The sequence below is a fragment of the Spirosoma arcticum genome, assembly GCF_054779955.1.
In genome coordinates this window covers 311,286-333,040 of the sequence record NZ_BAAGXG010000004.1, presented here as the reverse complement: position 1 = coordinate 333,040, position 21,755 = coordinate 311,286, and the positions used below count along the sequence as shown (strand labels likewise).

Genomic DNA, 21,755 nt, shown 5'->3' with positions numbered 1-21,755 from the left:
GACGGCTTAACAGCGTTACGCTCCAAGCTGATTGTGTCAACGCATTACGGAACGGCGCGTTCGACATGACACCACATACAAGGTACAGTTTATGGTAAGGCCACTTTTGGATGACGATTTAGTGACAGGTTTTCTGGAAGGGTTATTTGGCCCCGGCAATGAGGTTACCCGATCACCAGTTGTCGCGAAGATTTACAACACCGAATTGGCACTGGAGGGAGGCAAGAGCCGGGATTTGTCGACGCTTACTCATGGCAGGTATCGGAGCCATCCTTACAAAAGCGAACCAGACCGTCGGCGGCTCAGAGAGCAGATAGTTCAGGAATTGTTGTTGCAAAAGCGGCTGGCCGATGACGATGCGATACAGTTAGGCGTGGGTGGAGCACTACTGTACACGCGTTGTAAGCACAAAAGGCAGGCCTACATCATCACCGGCCTACCGGCCTCCGGCAAATCGGGAATTGCGGCCAAGGTAGCAGACAAGCTGGGTGCTGCCATTATCGACTCCGACTATGCAAAGCGAAAACTACCTGAATACGACAGGTCAAGTTTTGGGGCTTCTCTGATGCACCGGGAGTCGGGCGCCATTGTGTTAGGTGATGGCTACCTCAACCAAACCGATTTTAAAACGTTATTTGACTACTTCTCCGAGAAAGGCACCAATGTTGTGTTGCCTAAGATCGGCGATACGGTAGAAAGTGTGCTGAAACTGGTTAATAAGCTGAAGACGTACAATTATGACGTTCATCTGACGCTGATTAGTTTAGATCGAAAAAAGGCAACAATTCGCGCTGTAAACCGATTTGATAAAACAGACCGGTATGTGCCCCTGAGTCTGATCTACGACGTATACGCCAACGAACCAATTCTGACCTATTACCGGTTAAAAGAGTCTCACCGGGACATCTTCAAAAGCATTGGCAAACTATCGACCGATGTACCGATGGGACAACCGTACCAGTTTCTGGAGAGTGACGGGGAGAATCCTGCTTTACTTTTCAAGCAAAAAATCGTAAATTGACCACTTCAAGTAGTGTAAATAGAATGGCAAGGAAACAAGTTAGTACAGGCCGAATCACCCGAAAGCGCACTATATTTTCCCGGATATTTTCTCGGCCAAATCAAGAATTTAAAGTGGCAAGATGGGCACCTATTTCGCTTCCCACCGTCGAAGCTCTGCCACGGATAGGCCACACAGATAAGTATGATCCTCACTTCGCAGTTACCCACACTCGCTATCCCTTGGTAACAGCCTCTCCTGTTACTTTTGTCAGATCTACAGAGACTGCCCGTCGATCAAAAAAGAAGATACGACAGGTAGCCGCAGCTATCCATGATCTCTACATGGAAGAACACAACGAGATTGAGGGCTTTGTGAATTACGTACCGGCTCACTTGAGGAAGCAAAAAAATAATCCGACAGCACAGCGATAAAACTGGTTTTATACCACTTAATACCCTATCCCCTCAAGCGAACATATCCGCCAGTATAAACTGTAGTTCCGGCACGACAGGAGACGCAGAAATGACGTCCTGCCCTTTGTACGTTTTGGAGTCGTCGGGGGAGGTGTACACGAAAATCTTCTGCCTTTTCGGAATGATGTACCAGACTAATTGCGCTCCACCGTCGAAATAGTCCTCCAACTTGTCGAGGATGTCGTCGTAGGTTTCAGAATCGGATAGGATTTCGATGGCGAATAGCGTTTTTACCTTCTCGCCCCGGCGAATCGCCTGCCGCTGTTCCTCCGAAAAGTAAGTCAAATCGGGCCTGCGTCGACGGGTTAAATCGACATAGGCATCCAATTCAGGTAATAGCGTATGTTTCTGCGCAAATTGGGGCGTTTGTATGAACTGCCGGAGCAGAAAATCGGCAATGTCTGCTTCATTTTGTTTTATGGCGGGTTTGGGGATAATCTGGCCGGACACAAACTCGTAGCTGCCTTTGAGCGGGGGCTGGCGTTCCCACGCTTCAAATTCATCGATAGTCTGAAAATGAGTTGGCAGAACGGTGTTGGCTTCGGTAGTCGGGGTCTCGGTGATGGCGATCATAGCGCGGTTTGATCTACTTGTTTATTGACGAATTTACGCGAAATAATGCAGCCTTTTCACGCTAAGTATTGGCAGAAAGTTTCAAACCAGTTCCGTTCTATACTGATTGATAATATCGACGAATAAGGCCAGTAACTCGCCAATTTCGACCAAATAATACTTGCGCGTGTCAATCACTAACTCGTTATCGGCTAAGCGCATGAATACCCATTCGTCGGCGGTAGTGACGCAGCCGTACAGGGTGGAGATAGTCACCCCTTTCTTTTCATTGAAAATTCTGGCCCCCACTAATTGAGCCGCACATTGGGGTATGCCAATGTCAAGGTCGTTCTTTTTGGCTTCCACCACCGACAGAATTGGGTAGTTGATGTCAAAAGTGCCCGTGTTTTTGGTGAGAATAAAATCACACTCACCCCGAAGTCCGGCTTCCTCGTCAGCGTTTAGATTGTCGCCAGAATAGATGGTAAAAAATCGGTTGGTCAAGTCCCGGAGTTCGAGCAGAACAGGAACTACAATGAGTTCTGAGCGGGCTTTTTCGGTTCGTATCGGCAGGTCGCGGGCGCGGGCCAGTGCTTTTTGCAGATCAGCACTGACCGGCAGGGGCGGCAACGGGTCAAACAAAGCCCGCTGTTGATTCTTCACGCCGAACTTTTGCTCGATAATCGCCAGTGTAAAGTCGGTATAGGCCATTTTTGGTTCATTTACCCAAATTTACGCAAAATAATACGTCACCCCTACGTTCGCGGTCGTCAGCAAACCAGTCCCGGACAGATCACCATTGACTGACAATACCGTCAACTGACAATTTTGATCACTGGGTGAACCTGTTGATTTGGTTGTATATTCCGCCTTTTAACCCGCCCCATATATCCATGATTCAGGACCCATTGGCCATTTTAGCCGTATTGATGGGGAACATCCTCGTCGCCGATTGGTTGACCCGATTTCCCGTTTTTCGCCAACTCGGTACGTCGCTCACGGTTATTATTCTGACGGCCGTGACGGCTAACCTGGGCCTGATTCCAACCTCCACCAACGCGCCACCGCTCTACGACGGCATTTTCACCTACCTCGCGCCCATCTCAATTTTCTTCCTGCTGCTGGCCGTTGATCTGCGCAGCTTGAAACGCGCCGGTTCGCCGATGGTGCTCTGCTTTTTCATTGGCGCAGCGGGTACGATGCTGGGCGTTTTGGCTGGTATGTGGGCTGTGGCAGGCCCAGAAGGATTTGGGAAATTGTATTACGCCCTGGGCGGCATGTTTGCCGGGACCTACACCGGCGGCAGCAGCAATCTCAATGCCATCGCCCTGCATTACGGCGTCAACAAAGCGGGGAATCTGTATGCCGCGGCCATCGCAACCGACAACATTGTCACGGCGCTGTGGATGGGCGTTACGCTGCTATTACCACAACTCCTCGACCGCTACTTTCCCCGACAACTGAAATACGACTGGACACCTGCTGAGAAGGAAAGGTTAGACGCCGAAGCCAATGCCCAGATCAGCGACATTGAGACCGTAAGTCCAACCGATCTGGCCCTGCTGATTGGACTGGGTGTGCTGGGGTTGTTCATTGCCGGACAAATAGCGGTCTGGATACCGGCCATTCCCAAAATCTTGTCCTTAACCACGCTGGCGTTGCTGCTGGCCCAATGGTCTCCCATTCAGAAACTACGGGGCGTCCGGGTAATTGGGATATTTTGCATTTACCTGTTTCTGGCCGTCATCGGGGCGTACTGCGACATTGCGGCTCTGCTGAAAGACGGCCATTTGGCCCTGATGATGCTTATTTTCGTGAGTGTGCTGGTGGCGGTTCATACGGTGATTCAGTTCGGCGTCGGCGCATTGCTGCGTCAGGACTGGGCCATCATCAGCGTGGCGTCCCAGGCCAATCTGGGTGGATCAGCGTCGTGCTTAGCTCTGACCAAAAGCCTGAATCGACCCGATCTGCATTTGCCGGGCATTTTGGCCGGGGCGCTGGGGAATGCCGTTGGCACCTACTGTGGTTTGCTGGTAGCGGAATATCTACGCGGGGCAAGCTGGCTGATGGGTTAACGAAAGCCGGTGAAATCTTGGTGACTCTATGCAAAATAATACAGCACCCCCACGCTCGCGGCCGTTAGCAGTCCCGCCCAGAGCAGATCGCCGTCGAGGCTGACACCCGCCTGCACGACCGTAATCAGCTTGGTTTCATCGACCGATTTCTTCGGCAACAAAAACAGCCCGAATGTGGCTAATGCTGCCCAAATCGCGACGTTTTTCGGGGAGAAACCACCAACGAAAATTAGGCTTGCAAACACGGCCTGCACCAGCAGAAACAGGCCCACCGCCCGCGCTAATTGCCCGGCGTTGAGGTCCACGCGCAGCCGCTCGAAACCCGTAAGGTTGCGGTTGGGGAAAGTTGTTCGGCTGAGGACGATGAGCGTGGTCAGGCTGAGCACGAACGTCAGGAAGACGCGGTGCATAAAGTTGAGCTGTACGCCAAACACGGCGGCAATAGCAGAGTTGGTGCCGAGGAAGTTATTGTAGATAAACTCGGTCAGTAAGCCATAAATTGGGGCTGCCGCCATCGCAATCACGGCCGCCCGCGCCGAAGCTCCGCGCCAAAGAACGCCAACGAAAAACGCGACCATGATGCCCGGCGTGAAATAGGACAACTGCGCCGATACTTTCAGCATGAAGTTGTTGGTCCGGTCGGGCGTGTACGTTGCTAATGCCAGCCCGATACTGGCAATGACCATCACCACGATCATCAGCCGCCCAAATCGTACAATCTGCTTATCGCTGGCCTTCGGGTTGACGTATTTCTGATACACATCCACCGTGAGCAGTGTTGTGGCCGCGTTCATCATCGAATCGACGGAGGAGAACGTCGCGGCCGTCAGCCCGGCCAAAATCATTCCCACCAATCCTGTTCCAGCAGGAATCACGATTTCAACCAATTTCAGGAACGCGTTGTCCGAGTTGAAGTCCATAGACCCAAAGCGGGCACGAAACAGGTAAAAAGCCGCGACGCCCGCCGAAATGCTGAAGAACGGGATCGTCAGTTTCAGGAATCCACTGGCAATAACCCCGCGCCGGGCATCCTGATCGGAGTTGGCAGCCAGGACGCGCTGTACCAGAAACTGGTTGGTGCTGAAGTTGAAACAGTGCTGGAGCAACAGGCCTGTAAAAATACCCGTCCACGGTAAGTTGGGGTGATTACTGGGCAAGTACAGGTGCATTTTCTGCTCGGCGCGGGGCTGAGCCGCATCCAGATCCAGCAGACCCCAAAAACCGCCAATTTCGGGTTGGCTAAGCGTAAAATACGCCACGGCGGTTCCGGCTGCCAGCATCATCACGGTCTGGATGGTGTCGGTCACGACGATGCTTTCCATGCCGCCCCAGATGGTATAGGAGCAGGTAATGAGACCAATCAGCAGCAGCCCAGCCGGGTATGACATGGCAAAACTCGTCCCGCCGAACAGCCATTGAAGCGTAATGCTGCCGACGTAGAACGAGCCGACGAGTTGCACCAAAATAATCAGGATCAGGAGAATCGTGTAGAGCAGCCGCGCTTTGTCGTCGTACCGGACTTCGAGGTATTGTGAGAGGGTAAACACGTCCAACCGTCGGTAGGAACTCAGAAACACGAAGCACAACAGCAAAATTGCCGGGAACACAATCTCGTAATGCGCCTGCACGAAGCCAATCGAGTAGCCAATGCCGAGCATCCCGATCAGGTGAAACGACGAGATATTCGTCCCAAACACCGACCCCGCCACCGCCCACCACCGAATGTTTCGCCCGGCCAGAAAGTAATCTTCGGCCGTCTTTTTGCGGAGCGCAATGATGATCCCGGCCGTTGGCATGATGGCCAGCATCAGCACAAGAACGACGATGTCGATGGTAGACAGTTGGGCGAGCATTGGGCGGTACGAGTAGTCTGTGGTGCACGTTGAGCCGGTATGGCGTCAAAAACCTACCGCATCAACTCGTCGAACGTAATGCTCACGTAGTACAACCCGCCAATGCGGGCCAGGCCGTAGCCCTGCGCGTAATACTGGTTCAGGATATTGGTACCGCCGAGTTTAACGACCGATTTAAACGTGGGTACGCGGTAACTTACCTGTGCGTCTAAGCTCGTCCAGGATGGCAGAAAAACGTCGCCCTGCGTTGTCCCCTGCTCCACCCACATCCGGTCGGTCCAGCGGTAGGTGACAGCCGCCCCCAGCCGGTCGGTCAGGCGGGGATTAGCTAAGCTAAGGTTATAGCGGTGTTCGGGCGAGATAAAGAAGTTGCGGCCCAGTTGCGACACCTCAGGATTGCTCATCTTGCGCTCCACAATGGGAACGCCCGCCCGGTCGTTGCGGATGTTGCCCCGCGCGTCGCGCAGCGTAATCAGCCCGGTTTGATAGGCATAATTACCACTCAGCGTATAGCCCCGGCCAAGGCCGTATTCCAGCCCGATGCCCGCGCCCCGTACGAAGATTTCATTCGTGTTGTTAAAATTGACCTGCAACGACCGGTAATTTGTCGGCGTCAGCAGGGCGGCAGGACCACCGCCCGGCGTTAGCAACTGAAACACGTTTTGCGCGGCAATGAAATCAGTGTAGCGGCTGGCGAAGTAAAACGCATCGACGTAGAACTTGTTGCTGATGAGCGTTTTGTAGCCCACTTCCCACGTTCTTATTTTCTCGGTCGTAAACTGGGTCGGGTCAATCACAAAGGGTTGCGGAACGGCCGCTGCGGTGCTACTTTGGTAAGGCGTCACTTCGACCTGCAAATAGCCCGGATTAGCGTTCAGACCAGCCCCGTTGTAGGCTTGCGGTAAGCCCCCGATCTCACCCGCTAAGCCAGCCGCTGGAATGGCGAACAACTGCCCCGGCGACGGGTTGCGGAACGCCGACTGCCACGAGGCCCGCACGTTGTGCACACCATAGCTTACCACCGCCGACGCGCGGGGCGTGAAACCACCCGTGAGGTACTGGTTTTTGTCGTACCGAATTGCCACCGTCGGTTTCACCGTCAACCGGTTGTCTCCAACGCCAAAACCCACTTCTTTTGATGCCTGCACGTAGGCCCCGTATTCGTTGATCGTATATTCCGACCCATCGGCCCGGCGCGGGAAGGCCGTACCGCCCGATTCGAGCAGAAACCGACGCAGACTGGCCCCGGCAATTACATCAACCACCTTCAGTAGCTTCGAGAAGTTGTACATTCCCTCGTAGTGGAACAATTGCGAGTCATCGCGGAAACGCAGGCCCCGCACGGTGGTTGAGCCGGGAATAAAGTCCGTAGTGAAGGTATTGGCATACGCGTCGCGCACGGTAATGAACTGAGCGGAGCCGGGCAAATACCGCCCCCGGTCGGCTACGGCACGGGCTTCCTGAATGCTCACGTTTTTGCCTTCCACGTAGGCTTGCCCAAACTCGGCTCCCCACTGGTTAACCGGCTTCCAGGTGTTGTTAATGGCCCGCGCTGTTTGGCCAATGTTCCAGCCCTCGGCTTGCTGCTGAGTGGTGTACGCCCGCAAAAAGAAGTTGTCACCCCGCAGTTCGGCTTTGAACTGATGACGGTTGTAGTTGGGGAAGTACTCCCGAAAACCCGCCGTGCGAATCAGGTTGCCGTTGCCGTAATACCAGCCCAGCGATGCCTCAACGGTACGGCCCACTTTGTAGTGCAGCGAAACGTTGGCGCGGTTGTTAAACACCTTGCCGTTGTTACCCAGCACGTCTAATTCCGTGTAACCCGTGCGCGTTACCAGCTTACCCTGCAAACTGGCAGTGCCATAGTTAGCCGGAAATCGGAACGCCCCTGCGTTGTTGATATCGTCGCCGTAAATGTTGACGCCATCGTACTCAAAGTTTGTATTCGGATCATTATTGGGTACGTAGGCAATGCCCGTGGCAATGCCTCCCCGACCGGCATCGGTGCGGAAAAATCCAGTGCGGGCGCTGGTTGAGCGGTCGTTATAGTCGTCGGCGATGAAGTCGGTGCCGCTCAGCCGTTGAAAACTCGCTTTAAACGCAAAACGCGTACCGAGTTGTTTAGCATACCGGATCGCCAGATCCGCGTAACCCTTCGGCCCAAAATTGTCCTTTCCAAAATTATTCGCGCCCACCTTCACCTGAGCGCTCAATCCCTGATACGTAAACGGGCTTTTGCTCGTAGTCAGCATCAGGCCCTGCAACGCATCGGGGCCGTAGAGCGCCGACGACGCGCCGGGGATTAGTTCGATGCTTTCAATGTCCAGATCCGAGATGCCCGCCACCGAGCCGAAGCCAAAGCCCAACCCTGGTGAGCGGTTGTCCATGCCATCGGTGAGTTGCACAAACCGGTTGTTGTTATTGGCCCCGAAACCGCGCACGTTCACCGATTTAAACGTCAGGCTCTGCGTCAGTAAATCGACGCCTTTCACGTTCTGAAGCGCATCGAACGGGTTGGCGGCTGGTGAGTTGGCAAACTGCCGGGCACCCAGTTTCTCCACTGTTACGGGCGCTTTGCGAATATCCTCCGGAACGCGGCTCGCCGACACCACTACTTCATCGGTCAAAATAGCTTCCTCCACCAATTTGACGTTGAGGTCACGAAAGTTGCTGCCGGTGGCCTGGACATCCTGCCGCCGGTAGCCAATGAACGACACGCTGATGGTGAAGGGCAGCGACGCATCGGTCTGGAGCGAAAAACGCCCGTCGGCCTGCGTAATGGTGCCCGTGTTGGTACCCCGGATAATGATCGTTACGCCCGCCAGGGGTTGATTTTTTTCATCCGTAATCAAACCCGCCAGAGTCGTCTGCGCCCGGACACCCAGCGACGTGAGCGTTGTTAGTATAAAAAATAAGAAGAGCTGTCTCATGTTTATGTTAGAAAAAGCGGTTTGTTGACTGATGGGTGCAAAGATTGTGAAAATACAAAAGCTGTCTGCATCAATGCAAACAGCTTTTGTTAACTCGATGTTGATTACATGCTGGTATCAATTAATACGACCCGCCTGAGTAGCCTCCGGCACTTCGATCAGCCGTCCGGTTTTCACGTCGTAGATGTAGCCATAAACGGGGATGTCCTGCGGCACCAGCGGATGGCGCTTGATACGCTGCACGTCTTCGGTCACGCTATCGGCGAGGTTCTTAATCGTCAGAAATGAAATAAAACGGGCTTCGTCCGAACCGCCTTCTTCCGTTACGTTGTGCCAGCCGGTTTCGTCAACCCGCGCCGTCAACAGGCTCTTCGACAGCAAGTCCCGTATAATGTCGTCTGTGAAATATTCCATGCCACAGTCGGTGTGGTGAATGACGAACCACTCTTTTGTACCGAGCAGCTTCTGCGAAATCACTAACGACCGAATCGCGTCGTCGCTGGCGCGGCCTCCGGCATTGCGGATTACGTGAGCATCGCCTTCAGCCAGACCCGCGTATTTTGCCGGATCGAGCCGGGCGTCCATACACGTCAAAATCGCGAAATGCCGACCCGGTGGCAATGGTAAACTGCCTTTGTCGCCAAACGAATCGACGTACGCTTCATTGGCGTTCAGCACTTCGCTTAGCACCTGACTTTGTGTTTCTGTTGCCATGATTGTTACGCTGTTTTACTTGTGGTTAGGTAGTGGTAAATGGTCGTTAGAATGAATACCGCAGCGTAATGCCGTAGGTGCGGGGATCGCCCAGCACCGCGCCGTACTGACCGGCATTGCCGGGGGCCGCCAGCAACTGCTCAAAATAATTTTGATTCAGCCCGTTGCGCGTCCACAAAAAGATCGACGTGCCGTTGGAGGCCCGGAAACCCATGCGGGCGTTCACCAGCGTATAACCGTCAATGTTCAGGAACTGCGAGGGCGAGGGACTCGACGAGAACCCAGAGCGGAAGTAGGCATCGGCGGCAAAGAAGAAACGGCCGTCCTGAGCCAAAAACTTCCCGGCTCCACTCACCTCGCCCCCCAGCGAACCTGCCCACTTAGAGACGCCCGGCAGGTCGCCCCCCGAAATGTCTTTGAAAGCCCGTTCACCACCGGTTTCCTCAAGAGGCACTGGCGCATCTTTGAACGAGACGTACTTGGCGTCGGTATAGGCCAAAGCGCCGTACACGGAGAAATTATTGCTCACCCGCAGGTTTCCGTCCACTTCCACACCCCGTACCCGCACTCGCTCGGCATTGGCCAGATAGCCCCGGTTTACGCCCGGTTCGGGCGTTTGCACCTGCGTCTGGTAGTCCTTGATGTCGGTGTTGTGGAAAACCACGTTCAGGATGGTGCTGGGCGTGGGCCGGGTTTTTATCCCAAGCTCGTAGTGGGTCACAAATTCGGGTTTCACTCTGGCCAGTTCGGTCAGCACCCGGCCGTTGGCCGTGGGCAGCCCGGCGATATTGACCCCCACGGGTTTATAGCTGAGCGAGTACGTTCCAAAGGCGTTAAATCGAGCGCTGGCTTTGTATTGAGCCGTCAACTGGCCCGAAAAATTGGTTTCGTCCACCTCGGTGTCGAACGCCTGATTGGTGTAGACGGCGTTTTTCAGCGCCAGCAGGGCCGGGTCGGTGGTTTGCAGCCCCCCGTAGGTTTCGCGTTTGTAGTTGGCGATCTTCTTGTCGTAGTTGTAGCGAATGCCGGGCAGGATGTGAAACTTGTCGCTCACAGTCCAATCCAACTGTCCAAACACGGCCGCGCTGGTGCTGCGCAGCCTGTTGGTGGTCTTGATGCCGAAGTTATCGAACAGGCCGGGCGTTTTCCACAGGGCGCTGGTCGAGCTTTGAGCAAACCGCCACTGGGCCGCGCCCGCTTCTTCAGTCTGCACCGGGTCCGACTGCAAATCCTGGTACAGACCAAACACGCCGACGACCCCGCTCAGCCGCGACGAAATGTCCCCCGCGTAGCGAATCTCCTGCGAATACTGATCGTGTTTGGAAGCGGCCGCTGAAATCGTAAAGACCGGCAGACCGATGTAGTCCCGGTCGTTGAGCGGTCCCCACTTCCAGTACCGCCAGGCCGAGGTGGACGTCAGCGTACCCGACCCCAGTTTGATGTCGGCGTTGAGCGACACTCCGCCCAACTGGTTATCCGCTTTGGAGGGCGTGTCGTGGTCAATGATCCGGTCGAAGGGGTTGGTGGTGGGCAGTTTGTAGCCCAGATCGGCAATGATGGCGTTGAACTGCCGGTAAGCCGCCCGTTTGGTCGTTACCACCCCAGCCACCACCTGCGCATAGCCGTTGGGCTGCTGGTCGGTAACGTCGCCGATGAGCGTGAGTTTAACGTTATCGCTGGGCGTGTAGAGCAATTGCCCCCGGAAGCCGAGATTGTTGAGCGTATTGACCGACTGGTTGGTGCGGACGTTGGTCAGTGTGCCATTGCGCTGCGTACCGGAAAACGAGGCTCTGGCGGCTAACTTCTTGCTCAGCGGCCCCGTTATGGATGCCTTGGCCTGCACGAAGTTGTAGTTGCCGTAGCTGACCTCGAAGGTAGCACCTGGTATAAAACTGGCCGCCCGCGTAGTGATGTTAAAAGCCCCGGCGGTGGTGTTCTTGCCAAACAGGGTGCCCTGCGGTCCGCGCAGCACTTCGATCTGGTCGATGTCCACAAAGTCGAGCGCCGTCACGGCCGGACGGGCAAAATACACGCCATCGACGTAAAAGCCCACGCCGGGGTCGATACCGTCGTTGGTCAGCCCGAAGGTTGAACCTAATCCCCGGATGTTGAGGGTGGTGTTGCGGGGATTCGATGCGTAGAGTTGCACCGATGGAACGAGTTCTTTCAGGCGGTTAACGTTGAACGCACCAGCATCTTCAACAAGGGCACCCCGCAGAACCGAGATCGGAATGGGAACGTCCTGGGCCGACTCCTGACGGCGTCGGGAGGTGATTGTTACATCGGAAAGCTGATTGGCTCCCTCGCTGAGTTTAATTTCTGCGTTGTCACCGCTGAGCAGCACTTCGCTCGTCTGGTAACCCACGTAGGATACGATGACCGTAAACGGAAGTTTTTGACCCGTAATGAGCGTAAACTGCCCGTTTTGATTTGTTGAAGAACCATTGGTTGTTCCTTTGATGGAAACCGTGGCTCCAATTAAGCTTTTGCTGGTACGCGCATCAATGATTTTTCCCGATACCGTTGCATTAATGATGGGTTCGTTCTGAGCAGTTGCAACGAAAGGCAACAACAATAGGCCAATCCAGAAAGTTAACTTCAAACGCTGTTTCACCCTTACCTGGGTTTGGTGTAGTGTTAATTTCATGACAGTATATAGTGTACGTTTGCAATAACCCTACTACTCCCGGTGTTAGATAGACTATTAGTAGTTATAATCTATTGGTTTTGTAGAGTTTACAAAGAAACGATTATCTTGCTGCTACTTCCAAACGGAGTAGTCTTAATTCCGGCGTATGGTTTGTTATTCTTGCTTTAAAAATAAGTATTCACTTAAAAAGTCAATTCCCGCCTTTCGCGCAATCCATATGAAAACAGCAGTACTTGTTCTACTTTCTATCATTTACAGCTTTGCTTTACAGGGACAGCCGGTAAAAACCGTGCAAAAGCAGGAACAAGTCTGGTTGGGCTACCTTAATCAGACCCGGTTTAGTACGCATTGGGGATTGTGGGCGGAGGTTCATCTCCGGCGTACCGACTTCCTCGACCGCTGGAATCAGCACCTGTTTCGGGCTGGATTAACGTATTACCTCGCCGACAATGTCCGGCTCACGGCAGGCTACGCCTACATAGGATCGTATCTGTCGCCCAGCGGCACCATACGGCCTGAACATCGTCCCTGGCAACAGGTTTGGTGGTCGGGTCGCAGCAAACGGCTCAATTTAGTGCAGTGGATTCGGGCTGAGGAGCGGTTCAACCGTCGTATTCGGGGCGATCAATTAGCCGATGGTTATGGATTCAACTGGCGGCTGCGCTACAATTTCCTGCTCCAGATTCCGCTGAAGGGCGAAACGATTCAACCTGGCGTACCGAATTTTGTATTGCAGAACGAAGCGTTTATCAATCTGGGCAAGCAGATTACCTACAACTACTTCGATCAAAACCGCTTTTTTGTTGGCGTATCCTACCCATTCAGCAAGTCGCTGACGGTGCAGGCGGGTTACATGAATCTGTTTCAGCAGCAGGCGGCCGGTAATACGTTCGTCAATAACCACGTGGCCCGGCTGTTTCTGTTTCACACGCTCGACTTGCGCAAACAGCCGTAACTGGCCTGCGTTAACGGTAACGGCACGAGGTCTGTTACTGAAAATAGCCCGTCAGTTCACCGTAGCCCAATACGTGGCCCTTCATACTGTCCAGAACATCCTGTTTATCGGGCGAGTCCGTAAATGACAGCAGTTGATCGAGCGCGTACACCCGGAGCACGTAGGCGTGTCGGCCAACCGGTGGGCAGGGGCCAATGTAGTTCGCGTCGCCGGTGCCGTTTCTGCCAACTTTACCACTCAGCAGCCGCATCTGTTCGGCCGTGACGCCCTCCGGTAAGCTCCGCACCGACGCGGGCAGGTTATAGACAACCCAATGGGAAAGGTTGTAAAGGGGAAAAGCGGGCGTTGGCACGTCATAATCGGTCAGCAGCACCACATACGATTCGACAGCAGGACTGCTGTTTTCCCAGCGCAGCGCAGGCGACGCTTCTTCTCCTTTGCAGCTGCAACTGATGGGCATGTCACCATTGGGAGGAAACGAACTACTGGACAGGACCACCGTTTTGCTGAGCGTACGGAGGTAGGCGAGCTCAGCCTCCCGACCGCGTTTGGCCAACGCATACAGTCCAAACGCCACGAACACAAGTCCGATGACCAGTCCTACCAAAATTCGAAGAAGTAAGCGCATAAAAAAGCCGGTAGGTACGTGAGGGTATCCAACCGGCTAATTAAGCGTAAAAACCGTTACGTTTGCTTACTTGCGTATGAACAGTAGATGAACAGCGTCACTATAAATCTCCGTATACCTATGGTATGGCCTGATAAAAGTAGACTCTGACAACACCCTGTTGCCCTACGCAGCCCGACTACTCTGCGGACGGCGCAGAATGGTAGAACGCAACGGCTGGCCACTGCGCGACTCTTCAATAACTTGCTCCGATACCAGCCCGGCGTGGTTAGCCCGTTTCAGGACGTAGTCGAACGGCAGGTTGTAGTAATTGACCACTTCGCTGCGGAAACTGTCGGGAAAGCGCGATAGCCGCAGTCCAAAGAACTTTCGAATCTCGTCTTCCGGCAGCATGGCTTCCAGGGCCATTCGCTCGGCTTCGGCCAGCAGTGCCGGACGCGACGGGTACAAATGCTCCAGCCCAACGGAGGCCGTCAGAATATTCAGAAACAGATTCTTGTACATAGCCGACAGCTCGGCGGGCAGAATGACCCAGCCCTGCTCCCGAAACTTGGCCGAGAAACCCGTCAGGCCCTGTTCGCCACGAATTTCGCCCGCAATCAGTTCAGTCGGGAATTGCAACCGGTCGGGATCGGTTTTCTGCAGCCGGAACACCACGGCTTCAACGGGGCTTTTCTGGAACAGTAGATCGGCGGGCATAACCTGGGTATTTTCCCATTGATCGGTCATGCGCATAAACAAACTTTCGTTAACAGGCAGTTTTTCGGGGCCGCCTAAACTGATGAGCATCCGGCGGAAATTGGCCAGAAAGTCGATCTGAAGTTGATTGGGATTATGTCGTCCTCGCTTCATGCGGTTTGGGCACCGATTCACTGATTTTCAGGCCAGTTACCGGTGTCATTAGTATGGTTGTTTGTCCTGAATTGGGGAGGTAAATATACGAAACAAAACGCTGATTTGGAAAGGCAAACCGGAAAGATAACGGTGCTGTACGCGCAAACTTCCTACCTTTGCGGCTTTCATTTTAAAGAGCGAAAGAGTCAATACGTGAAAGAGCGGAACGCCATGGCGAAGCGGAACATGCGTCAGCCTTTCACTCTTTCGCTCATTCACTCTTTCGCTCGTTGAAAATGCTCAGAACTCACACGTGCGGACAACTCCGCCTACCCGACGCTAACACTACCGCCACCCTCTGCGGCTGGGTTCAAACCGTCCGCGACAAAGGCGGTGTTCTCTGGATCGACCTCCGCGACCGCTACGGCATCACTCAACTTTTGCTCGAAGATGGCCAGACCGCGCCCGAACTATTCACCACGGCCCGTTCGCTCGGCCGCGAGTTTGTGGTGCAGGCCACGGGAACCGTGATCGAGCGGAAGTCGAAGAACCCCAACCTGCCCACCGGCGACATCGAAATCAAGGTTACGGCGCTGAGCGTGCTGAACCCGGCCAAAACGCCCCCGTTCCTGATCGACGACGAAACCGACGGGGGCGATGACCTGCGTCTGAAATACCGGTATCTGGACCTGCGCCGGAATCCCGTTCGGCGTAACCTCGAACTGCGCCACCGCATGGCTCAGCAAACCCGACTCTACATGGACGGGCAGGATTTCATTGAAGTCGAGACGCCGGTGCTGATTAAATCGACGCCGGAAGGAGCACGGGATTTTGTGGTACCGAGCCGTATGAATCCCGGTGAATTTTACGCGCTACCGCAGTCGCCCCAAACGTTTAAGCAACTGCTGATGGTATCGGGCTTCGACCGCTATTACCAGATTGTGAAGTGCTTCCGGGACGAAGATCTCCGCGCCGACCGCCAGCCCGAGTTTACCCAGATCGACTGCGAGATGTCGTTTGTGGAGCAGGAGGATATCCTGACCATGTTTGAGGGGCTGGTCCGGCATTTGTTCAAAGCGGTGAAAGGCATCGACTTAGCCGAAGTACCCCGCATGACCTACGCCGATGCCATGCGACGCTACGGCTCCGACAAGCCCGACACGCGGTTTGGAATGGAATTTGTGGAGCTGACCGACCTGGCACAAGGCAAAGGTTTCCCTGTTTTCGACTCGGCCGAACTCGTCGTCGGTATCAACGCGCCGGGCTGTGCGCACTACACCCGCAAACAACTGGACGAACTGACCGAGTGGCTCAAACGCCCGCAGGTTGGGGCAAAAGGGCTAATCTACGTTCGGTATAACGAAGATCGCGACGGCGAACCGGGGTCGCTGAAATCGTCCGTCGACAAGTTCTATTCCGAAGCCGATTTGACAGCCTGGGCAGAACGCCTGAACGCGAAACCGGGCGATCTACTGCTGATCGTGTCGGGGGATGCGAACAAAGCCCGCAAGCACCTGAGCGAGTTGCGTTTGGAAATGGGCAGCCGACTTGGCCTGCGCGACCCGAATACGTTCAGCAGCCTGTGGGTGCTCGATTTCCCCCTGCTCGAATACGGCGAAGAAGATTCGCGCTGGTACGCCATGCACCATCCGTTCACGTCGCCCAAGCCGGAAGACATTCCACTGTTAGACAGTGACTTAGGGGCAGTTCGGGCCAACGCCTACGATATGGTTATTAACGGCACGGAAGTTGGGGGCGGATCGATCCGGATCTTCAACCGGGATCTGCAGGCCCGGATGTTCAGTATTCTGGGTTTTTCGGACGAGGAAGCCAAAGCACAGTTTGGCTTTCTAATGGATGCTTTCGAGTACGGGGCGCCCCCCCACGGTGGTATCGCGTTCGGCTTCGACCGCCTGTGTTCGCTCTTCGGCGGGGCCGAATCCATCCGGGATTTTATTGCATTTCCCAAGAACAACTCCGGGCGCGACGTCATGATCGACTCACCGTCGGCCATTTCTGCCGCCCAGTTGACCGAATTGAACATAAGGACAACGGCTTCTTAGGTTGCTGTGTGTATGAGCGTTGAGGGTGCTAATTGCACTGATAACCAACTACCTGCATACCAGTAACCCACCAATAACTACTTAAATACAGTTTGCCCGGACAGGGGCGGCATCAACAGTAGCCCTGTTGATGCCGCCCCTTTTTGTTACTGGCAGACTTAGTAGGTCAATTATTCTCTTCCGGCACAAAAGTTGGTACAAAGAGCAGGTAAAGGCAATAGTAAGTCTCCTCATTCTACACCATTCATTGTATCGTTCCTATGCGCTCTCGTCTCCGTTGGCTTTTGCTGACCCTATCCTGTCTATTGCCGTTCATCTCCTTCGCTCAATTACGGATTACAAATCCGGTTCCCCGGATGGTTTTCCAGCGAACGCTCCACAACGATGCGAACCTGATTGTGACCGGCATGGCTCCGTCGGGCGCGACGCTCGTCGAAGCGCGGTTTGTACCGTTGGCCATTAACCAAGGCAGTGTAACCGCCTGGAAACAACTCGACCTGTTGGCGGGTTCGTCGGCCTTCCGGGGTCAGGTGACCGTGTCGACCGGCTGGTACCGGTTAGATGTTCGGGCAAAGGCGGGAACAACCCTACTGGCCGAAACAAAGGTTAACCGCGTGGGCGTGGGTGAAGTGTTCGTGGTGGCGGGCCAGTCGAATGCGTATGGGGGCTTCGAGCGGATTCCCAACACGGTCGATGATCGGGTGTCGTGCGTCGATTTCCGGCAGGACGATCTGGCCGAGCAGTTGCTGCCCATTCAGTTCAGCCACACCAGTTACGGAACCAACATCGGTCCCAGCCAGCCTCCTCATATCTGGGGGCCATTGGGCGACAGACTGGCCCAGCAGTTTAATGTACCCGTGCTGTTCCTGGGGGCCGCTCTGGGGGGCACCGACAGTTATCAGTGGCAGCGGTCGGCGGCTGGCATCATCGGGTCAACTCCCGGCTCGTCCGTCTACCGCCGTTTGGGCGCGGCTCTGCTGCACTACATCCGGCGCACGGGCGCCCGGGCCGTGCTGTGGCATCAGGGCGAAAGCGACAAGTTCAACGGTACCTCCTCCCAGGCTTACTTCGACAATATCCGGTACGTGATCGAAAAGAGCCGTCAGCAGCTTGGCGGGGCTTCCCTGCCGTGGGTAATGTCGCGGGCGAGTTATATTTACGGACAAGGCAGCCCCGCCATCATCAGCGCCCAGAACCGGCTCATCAACGAAGTACCAAACGTTTTTCCGGGACCGGAAACCGACAACATCACCGGCCCCGAAAACCGCCCTGATGATATTCATTTAATCGGGGCGGGTTTTTTCCGGTTTATTGAAAGCTGGGAGCAGCGCCTGACGACGGCGTTCTTCGCGAATGCCGTTCCGTTTACGCCCGCCGACGCATCGACGCTGATTACGAGCGGGTACACCTTACCCCTGACGCGCCGACCGGGAGAAACACTGGTGGCTTCATCAGTCCGCAACGATGCCCATGAAGCCGACAATCAGTATATCGTTCAGGTGTTACGAACCGATAACGGAACCACCGTTTATGAATCACCACCCAGCACCAGCAACCCCATACTGGTAACGCTGCCCGGCAACCTGCCCGACGGCTCCTACCGGCTGCGGACGCTCTCGACCCACCCCGTCACGACGGGTGCGCTGGGGGAGCCGTTTATGGTTCAGCAGTCAGCCCCCGCCACGCCCGCGCCCCCAAACCAACTCCGTAATCCCGTTTTCGGGGGCACGGCCGATGTAGCTCTGCTTAAATCAGGTTACCGCTACGAGTCCGATAGCCACGGTTTTTTCTTTATGGTTCGGGCCGATGCCCCCATGGAGGTTAAGCTGGAGCCGATTGATGGGGGCCAGTTCAACGACACGGGCTGGTATCTGGCCTCGCCCAGTTCGCAGTTCCCGGATTACGAACAGTTTGCCGATTTCAATTACGTGCGCAGCTATCCACCACCAACGGCGTTTGTGGATGGGGTAAGGCCAGGGCGGTATCGGCTGTCGGTCCGGCGGCAGGGCAACACTGGGGCGGGCCTGTGGGTTGACGCCGACCTGATCGACGGGCGGGTTATTCTGTACTACCCCATGGAACCGATTGGCCCTATTCCACCCGTTGTTACCATCACGAACCCGGCCGCATCAACCTGCATCATTGGCTCGTTTCCGGTAGCGGTCGAGGTAACAGACGGCACCCTGAACGGCGGCAACACGTTCAGCGTCCGCCTGTCCGACGCCAACGGCTCTTTTGCGGGCGAAACCATCATTGGCAGCGGCTCAACCAGCCCTGTTCAGGTAACGCTGCCAGCCTCCCTGCCCGCCGGAACCAATTACCGGATTCGGGTCGTGGCCAGCAATCCGGCCGTAGCCAGCGCCCCCAGTCAGCCATTTTCCATCTGTACCGACGCTGCGGATTTGTCGTTGTCCCTGCGCGTCAGCAACCGGACGCCCGCCGTCAATCAGCCCATCACGGTTACGCTCGTGCTGACCAATGCAGGACCGCAAGCTACCAATGGCGTAACGGCGGGCGCGCTGCTTCCCGATGGCCTGCTTTTTGTGGATTCGGCCTCCCCGTTCGTCAGTGGGTCGTCCGGGGCGGTTACCCTCAACGCGGGCACCTTAAACGGCGGGGAAAGCCGGTCGGCTGCGTTTCGGGTCAAAGCCACGCGGTCGGGCAGTTTCGCCACGGCGGCTCAGGTAACGGCGAGCAGCACCGCCGACCCCGACTCCCAGTCCAATTCGGGCACGGGCGACGGGCAGGACGATGCGGCATTCGCCGACCTGCGCACGGCCGACGGCGGGGGTACGCTCACGGTATCGCCCAACCCAAACCAAACGCCCCTGCCGCCCGTGCAATCCAACCAGCCCCCAACCAATCCCGCCACCGCCGACCTGAGCCTGAGCCTCTCGTCGAACCGCCTGACACCCGTCCAAAATGAGGTTCTTCAACTAACGCTGCGGGTTAGCAACCGGGGCGGGGCGTCGGCCAGCAATGTCGCGCTCCAGACGCTGCTGCCAACGGGCTGGCAACTGACCGATACCAACGGCTTGATGGTGAATGGCCAAACCGTAACGGGTACGATTGCTTCTGTGGCAGCCGGAGGGTCGGCCACGCTCACGCTCATGGTGCAGGCAAACGGGGCGGGAACGGTGCGGGCGCAGGTAGCGACGGTGACCCCGGCCGACCCCGACTCCACACCCGGCAATGGCTACGCAACCGGCGAAGACGACGAAGCAACTGTGAGCATACGGACGCGGTGAAGGGCTTTGTTTGTCAGACACTTGTACCCATTCGTTGAAATAATCGGCAGGATGCGCGAATTGAGCGCAATTTTCACGAACTAAAATCTGTTGGAGTATAGCAATATCGTTTTGGATTGCTCAACCACCCAACCCATGGAAGCCACGACGCTCGTACCCGCCGAAAAGCAACGCTATCAGAAACACCTGAACCTGCCCGAAATAGGGCAGCAGGGTCAGCTACGGCTTAAAAACGCCCGTGTGCTGGTGGTGGGTGCCGGTGGGCTGGGCTGCCCGGTACTGTTGTATCTGACGGCCGCCGGCGTGGGCACCATTGGCGTTATCGATCCCGACGTGGTGGACCTGAGCAACCTGCAGCGGCAGGTCATTTACACCACCGACGAAGTGGGCCAGCCCAAAGCTAAGGCCGCCGTCACGCACCTCAACCGGCTCAATCCCGGCCTCACGTTCGACACGTACACGATGGCGCTGGAAACCGGCAACGCCCGTTCCATCATTAACACCTATGACATTGTGGTGGACTGCACCGATAATTTTAAGGTCCGCTATTTGGTCAACGACGTGTGCGTAACGCTCGGCAAACCGTTTGTGTACGGAGCTATTCACCGGTTTGAAGGGCAGGTAGCGGTGTTGAATGCCGACCTCGGCGATGGGCAAAGAGGACCTACCTACCGATGCCTGTTTCCCGAATACCCCAACGATATTGAAATTCCGAACTGCAATGATACGGGCGTATTAGGCGTGCTACCGGGCGTTATTGGCACCTATCAGGCCAACGAAGTCATCAAGCTCATCACCGGCATTGGTCAGTTGCTGAGTGAACACCTGCTGATGGTCGATCTGCTCGCCATGAGCCAGCAAAAGATCAAGACCAAACGCCGACCCGACGCCGAAGACCTCGCCCGGCAGGGACTCGCATCGGCCGGTATGCGGCCGGTGGTCACGACGTCGGGACCGCAGAAAATGTCGACGCAGGAATTAGCGAATCGACTCGCTGCGGGCGAAGACCTGTTTCTGCTCGACGTGCGTGAGCGGCCTGAGTATGACCTGTGCCATTTGGAGGGGGCCGTTCTGATTCCGATTGGCATGATTCCTAACAACCGCAAGCGCATTCCCACCGACCGGCCGGTGGTTGTTTACTGCCATCACGGCATCCGGTCGGCCAACGTTGCCGAGTACCTGTACGCCCAGGGCGGCCTGACGAATCTGTATAATCTCGACGGCGGCATCAACGCCTGGGCGCGGGACGTGGAGCCGGAGATGGCGGTGTATTGACTCCTTTTTACCCCTATCTTTGCCGCGCCGTTTGGCATCACCGAAACAATCATGTTCGTCAACGTACTAAAATCAAAATTACACCGCGTCAAAGTCACGCAGGCCGAGTTGAACTACGTCGGCAGCATCACCATCGACGAAGACCTGATGGATGCGGCTGGTCTGCTCGAAAATGAGCAGGTTCACATCGTCAATAACAACAACGGGGAGCGGCTCATCACGTATGTCATCAAAGGGGAACGTGGTTCGGGAATCATTTGTCTCAACGGGGCCGCTGCTCGCCGGGCACAGGTTGGCGACATCGTCATCATTATTTCCTACGCCATGATGACGCCCGACGAAGCCCGAACGCACACCCCAACCGTCGTTTTTCCGGATGATAACAATCGGTTGGTTCGCGCCTGAGTCAGACCCGTTCACAAACCATTAACAGCCATTTCACCGAAACTCCGTTACTTTGTGACGGAGTTTTTTACTACGACGCGGCCAGTCGGCGCTCCGC

Annotated in this window: 15 protein-coding genes; 7 read left to right on the top strand and 8 right to left on the bottom strand. The window is 55.5% G+C overall.

Going from position 1 to position 21,755, the window contains the following annotated elements; all coding sequences use genetic code 11:
• Positions 1-91 precede the first annotated feature (91 nt).
• A complete protein-coding gene (locus tag ACYVHB_RS11145) occupies positions 92-1,021 on the top strand; it encodes a zeta toxin family protein (RefSeq protein WP_461051803.1) in 930 nt (309 codons plus the stop codon).
• Between the two features lie 446 nt (positions 1,022-1,467).
• On the opposite strand, the gene ACYVHB_RS11140 is transcribed toward ACYVHB_RS11145, so the two are convergent.
• Together ACYVHB_RS11140 and ACYVHB_RS11135 are read right to left on the bottom strand one after the other, a co-directional pair.
• Positions 1,468-2,049, bottom strand: a complete 582-nt coding sequence (locus tag ACYVHB_RS11140) for a Uma2 family endonuclease (RefSeq protein ID WP_461051802.1) — start codon at positions 2,047-2,049, stop codon at positions 1,468-1,470.
• 81 nt (positions 2,050-2,130) lie between these two features.
• The gene (locus ACYVHB_RS11135) at positions 2,131-2,739 is read right to left on the bottom strand and encodes a hypothetical protein (RefSeq protein ID WP_461051801.1); all 609 of its coding nucleotides are present in this window, start codon (positions 2,737-2,739) and stop codon (positions 2,131-2,133) included.
• A gap of 182 nt (positions 2,740-2,921) precedes the next feature.
• On the opposite strand from ACYVHB_RS11135, the gene ACYVHB_RS11130 reads away from it, so the two are divergent.
• A complete protein-coding gene (locus tag ACYVHB_RS11130) occupies positions 2,922-4,103 on the top strand; it encodes a DUF819 family protein (RefSeq protein ID WP_461051800.1) in 1,182 nt (393 codons plus the stop codon).
• Positions 4,104-4,129: 26 nt separating this feature from the next.
• On the opposite strand, the gene ACYVHB_RS11125 is transcribed toward ACYVHB_RS11130, so the two are convergent.
• The 4 genes from ACYVHB_RS11125 to ACYVHB_RS11110 form a co-directional block, all read right to left on the bottom strand.
• Positions 4,130-5,956: a sodium:solute symporter family transporter gene (locus ACYVHB_RS11125; protein ID WP_461051799.1), complete on the bottom strand. Its 1,827-nt coding sequence runs from the start codon at positions 5,954-5,956 to the stop codon at positions 4,130-4,132.
• 53 nt (positions 5,957-6,009) lie between these two features.
• Positions 6,010-8,886, bottom strand: coding sequence for a TonB-dependent receptor domain-containing protein (locus ACYVHB_RS11120; protein ID WP_461051798.1), 2,877 nt, complete (start codon positions 8,884-8,886; stop codon positions 6,010-6,012).
• A 117-nt stretch (positions 8,887-9,003) separates the two neighbouring features.
• Entirely contained in the window at positions 9,004-9,600 is a 597-nt protein-coding gene (locus ACYVHB_RS11115) for a beta-class carbonic anhydrase (RefSeq protein ID WP_461051797.1), read from the bottom strand.
• A gap of 46 nt (positions 9,601-9,646) precedes the next feature.
• Positions 9,647-12,247, bottom strand: coding sequence for a TonB-dependent receptor (locus ACYVHB_RS11110; protein ID WP_461051796.1), 2,601 nt, complete (start codon positions 12,245-12,247; stop codon positions 9,647-9,649).
• Positions 12,248-12,467: 220 nt separating this feature from the next.
• Here ACYVHB_RS11110 and ACYVHB_RS11105 point away from each other — a divergent pair, with 220 nt between their 5' ends.
• A complete protein-coding gene (locus ACYVHB_RS11105) occupies positions 12,468-13,205 on the top strand; it encodes a DUF2490 domain-containing protein (protein ID WP_461051795.1) in 738 nt (245 codons plus the stop codon).
• 34 nt (positions 13,206-13,239) lie between these two features.
• Here ACYVHB_RS11105 and ACYVHB_RS11100 read toward each other — a convergent pair whose 3' ends face one another.
• On the bottom strand, positions 13,240-13,833 hold the full coding sequence (locus ACYVHB_RS11100; RefSeq protein ID WP_461051794.1) for a YbhB/YbcL family Raf kinase inhibitor-like protein: 594 nt from the start codon (positions 13,831-13,833) through the stop codon (positions 13,240-13,242).
• 165 nt (positions 13,834-13,998) lie between these two features.
• Positions 13,999-14,685: a hypothetical protein gene (locus tag ACYVHB_RS11095; protein ID WP_461051793.1), complete on the bottom strand. Its 687-nt coding sequence runs from the start codon at positions 14,683-14,685 to the stop codon at positions 13,999-14,001.
• Between the two features lie 278 nt (positions 14,686-14,963).
• On the opposite strand from ACYVHB_RS11095, the gene aspS reads away from it, so the two are divergent.
• From aspS to panD, 4 genes are all read left to right on the top strand, one after another.
• A complete protein-coding gene (gene aspS / locus ACYVHB_RS11090; protein WP_461051792.1) occupies positions 14,964-16,730 on the top strand; it encodes an aspartate--tRNA ligase in 1,767 nt (588 codons plus the stop codon).
• 260 nt (positions 16,731-16,990) lie between these two features.
• Complete coding sequence (locus tag ACYVHB_RS11085; RefSeq protein ID WP_461051791.1) at positions 16,991-19,978, top strand: sialate O-acetylesterase; 2,988 nt, start codon at positions 16,991-16,993, stop codon at positions 19,976-19,978.
• Between the two features lie 135 nt (positions 19,979-20,113).
• Positions 20,114-21,253, top strand: coding sequence for a molybdopterin-synthase adenylyltransferase MoeB (gene moeB / locus ACYVHB_RS11080; RefSeq protein WP_461051790.1), 1,140 nt, complete (start codon positions 20,114-20,116; stop codon positions 21,251-21,253).
• A gap of 51 nt (positions 21,254-21,304) precedes the next feature.
• Positions 21,305-21,658, top strand: coding sequence for an aspartate 1-decarboxylase (panD, locus tag ACYVHB_RS11075; RefSeq protein ID WP_461051789.1), 354 nt, complete (start codon positions 21,305-21,307; stop codon positions 21,656-21,658).
• The last annotated feature ends 97 nt before the right edge of the window (positions 21,659-21,755 follow it).

Coding starts and splice junctions, on each gene's coding strand:
- ACYVHB_RS11145 (WP_461051803.1), top strand. CDS start 92: ATGGTAAGGCCACTTTTGGATGACGATTTAGTGACAGGTTTTCTGGAA.
- ACYVHB_RS11140 (WP_461051802.1), bottom strand. CDS start 2,049: ATGATCGCCATCACCGAGACCCCGACTACCGAAGCCAACACCGTTCTG.
- ACYVHB_RS11135 (WP_461051801.1), bottom strand. CDS start 2,739: ATGGCCTATACCGACTTTACACTGGCGATTATCGAGCAAAAGTTCGGC.
- ACYVHB_RS11130 (WP_461051800.1), top strand. CDS start 2,922: ATGATTCAGGACCCATTGGCCATTTTAGCCGTATTGATGGGGAACATC.
- ACYVHB_RS11125 (WP_461051799.1), bottom strand. CDS start 5,956: ATGCTCGCCCAACTGTCTACCATCGACATCGTCGTTCTTGTGCTGATG.
- ACYVHB_RS11120 (WP_461051798.1), bottom strand. CDS start 8,886: ATGAGACAGCTCTTCTTATTTTTTATACTAACAACGCTCACGTCGCTG.
- ACYVHB_RS11115 (WP_461051797.1), bottom strand. CDS start 9,600: ATGGCAACAGAAACACAAAGTCAGGTGCTAAGCGAAGTGCTGAACGCC.
- ACYVHB_RS11110 (WP_461051796.1), bottom strand. CDS start 12,247: ATGAAATTAACACTACACCAAACCCAGGTAAGGGTGAAACAGCGTTTG.
- ACYVHB_RS11105 (WP_461051795.1), top strand. CDS start 12,468: ATGAAAACAGCAGTACTTGTTCTACTTTCTATCATTTACAGCTTTGCT.
- ACYVHB_RS11100 (WP_461051794.1), bottom strand. CDS start 13,833: ATGCGCTTACTTCTTCGAATTTTGGTAGGACTGGTCATCGGACTTGTG.
- ACYVHB_RS11095 (WP_461051793.1), bottom strand. CDS start 14,685: ATGAAGCGAGGACGACATAATCCCAATCAACTTCAGATCGACTTTCTG.
- aspS (WP_461051792.1), top strand. CDS start 14,964: ATGCTCAGAACTCACACGTGCGGACAACTCCGCCTACCCGACGCTAAC.
- ACYVHB_RS11085 (WP_461051791.1), top strand. CDS start 16,991: ATGCGCTCTCGTCTCCGTTGGCTTTTGCTGACCCTATCCTGTCTATTG.
- moeB (WP_461051790.1), top strand. CDS start 20,114: ATGGAAGCCACGACGCTCGTACCCGCCGAAAAGCAACGCTATCAGAAA.
- panD (WP_461051789.1), top strand. CDS start 21,305: ATGTTCGTCAACGTACTAAAATCAAAATTACACCGCGTCAAAGTCACG.